The following is a 1206-nucleotide window of genomic DNA, read 5'->3' on the forward strand; positions in this document are numbered from 1 at the left end:
GGGCGGGCGCGGGCGCTGGTGGCACCCGGATTGGAACCGCGGGGCGGTCATCCGCGAGGATGGGGTCATGACCGCCCAGATTCTCGATGGCAAGGCCACCGCAGCCGCGATCAAGTCCGATCTGACCGCCCGCGTGGCGGCGCTGAAGGAGAAGGGCGTCACGCCCGGCCTCGGCACGATCCTCGTCGGCGACGATCCCGGCAGCCAGAAGTACGTCGCGGGCAAGCACCGCGACTGCGCCCAGGTCGGCATCGCCTCCATCCAGCGCGAACTGCCGGACACCGCCACGCAGGAGGAGATCGAGGCGGTCGTACGGGAGCTCAACGAGGACCCGGCGTGCACCGGTTACATCGTCCAGCTGCCGCTGCCGAAGGGCATCGACGAGAACCGCATCCTGGAGCTCATGGACCCGGACAAGGACGCGGACGGGCTGCACCCGATGAACCTCGGGCGGCTGGTCCTGAACGAGCCGGCGCCGCTGCCCTGCACCCCGAACGGTGTCCTCACCCTCCTCCGTCAGTACGGCGTCGAGATCAAGGGCGCCGAGGTCGTGGTCGTCGGCCGCGGCGTCACCATCGGCCGGCCGATGCCGCTGCTGCTCACGCGGCGCAGCGAGAACGCGACCGTCACCCAGTGCCACACGGGCACCCGGGACCTGTCGGCCCACCTCAAGCGCGCGGACATCATCGTCGCGGCCGCCGGTTCCGCCCATCTGATCCGGCCCGAGGACGTCAAGCCGGGCGCCGCCGTCCTGGACGTCGGTGTCTCGCGCAGCGCCGAGGGCAAGATCGTGGGCGACGTCCATCCCGGGGTCGCCGAGGTGGCCGGCTGGATCTCCCCGAACCCGGGCGGCGTCGGCCCGATGACCCGCGCCCAGCTGCTCGTCAACGTGGTCGAGGCGGCGGAGCGCAGTGTCGGCTGACGCCCGGGACGCCCGGCGCCGGAGCGTGCCGCAGGATCCGGAGAAGCAGGCGGAGGCGGCGGTCCGCGCGGCGATCAACGCGACGACCGGCCCCAAGGGCACGTCGGGCGGCGAGCCCGACCGGCCCGGCGGGGACGCGCGCGAACCCGAGGGCACGCAGCGGCGCAGAGCCGGGGAGGCCGGCCGGGACGCACGGAACACCGAGGGCCCGCCCGAGCGCGGGGCAGGCGCGTCGGGCGGTGGGGGCACGTCGCAGGGCGCTGCGAAGGCCGACCGGGGTGGGT

Annotated in this window: 1 protein-coding gene and 1 pseudogene; both read left to right on the forward strand. The window is 74.0% G+C overall.

Annotation, left to right across the window (positions count from 1 at the left end):
* The first annotated feature begins 67 nt into the window (after positions 1-67).
* Positions 68-922: a bifunctional methylenetetrahydrofolate dehydrogenase/methenyltetrahydrofolate cyclohydrolase gene (locus tag GRC12_RS44550; RefSeq protein ID WP_133043176.1), complete on the forward strand. Its 855-nt coding sequence runs from the start codon at positions 68-70 to the stop codon at positions 920-922.
* A pseudogene (locus GRC12_RS44555) lies at positions 912-1206 on the forward strand (hypothetical protein); the annotation flags it as partial. The gene GRC12_RS44550 and the pseudogene GRC12_RS44555, both read left to right, overlap by 11 nt.

The sequence above is a fragment of the Streptomyces griseorubiginosus genome (genome assembly GCF_017614965.1).
Taxonomy (GTDB): domain Bacteria; phylum Actinomycetota; class Actinomycetes; order Streptomycetales; family Streptomycetaceae; genus Streptomyces; species Streptomyces griseorubiginosus_B.

Bases quoted from the DNA above. Each gene is read 5' to 3' on its own strand.
- GRC12_RS44550 (WP_133043176.1), top strand. From the start codon at position 68: ATGACCGCCCAGATTCTCGATGGCAAGGCCACCGCAGCCGCGATCAAG.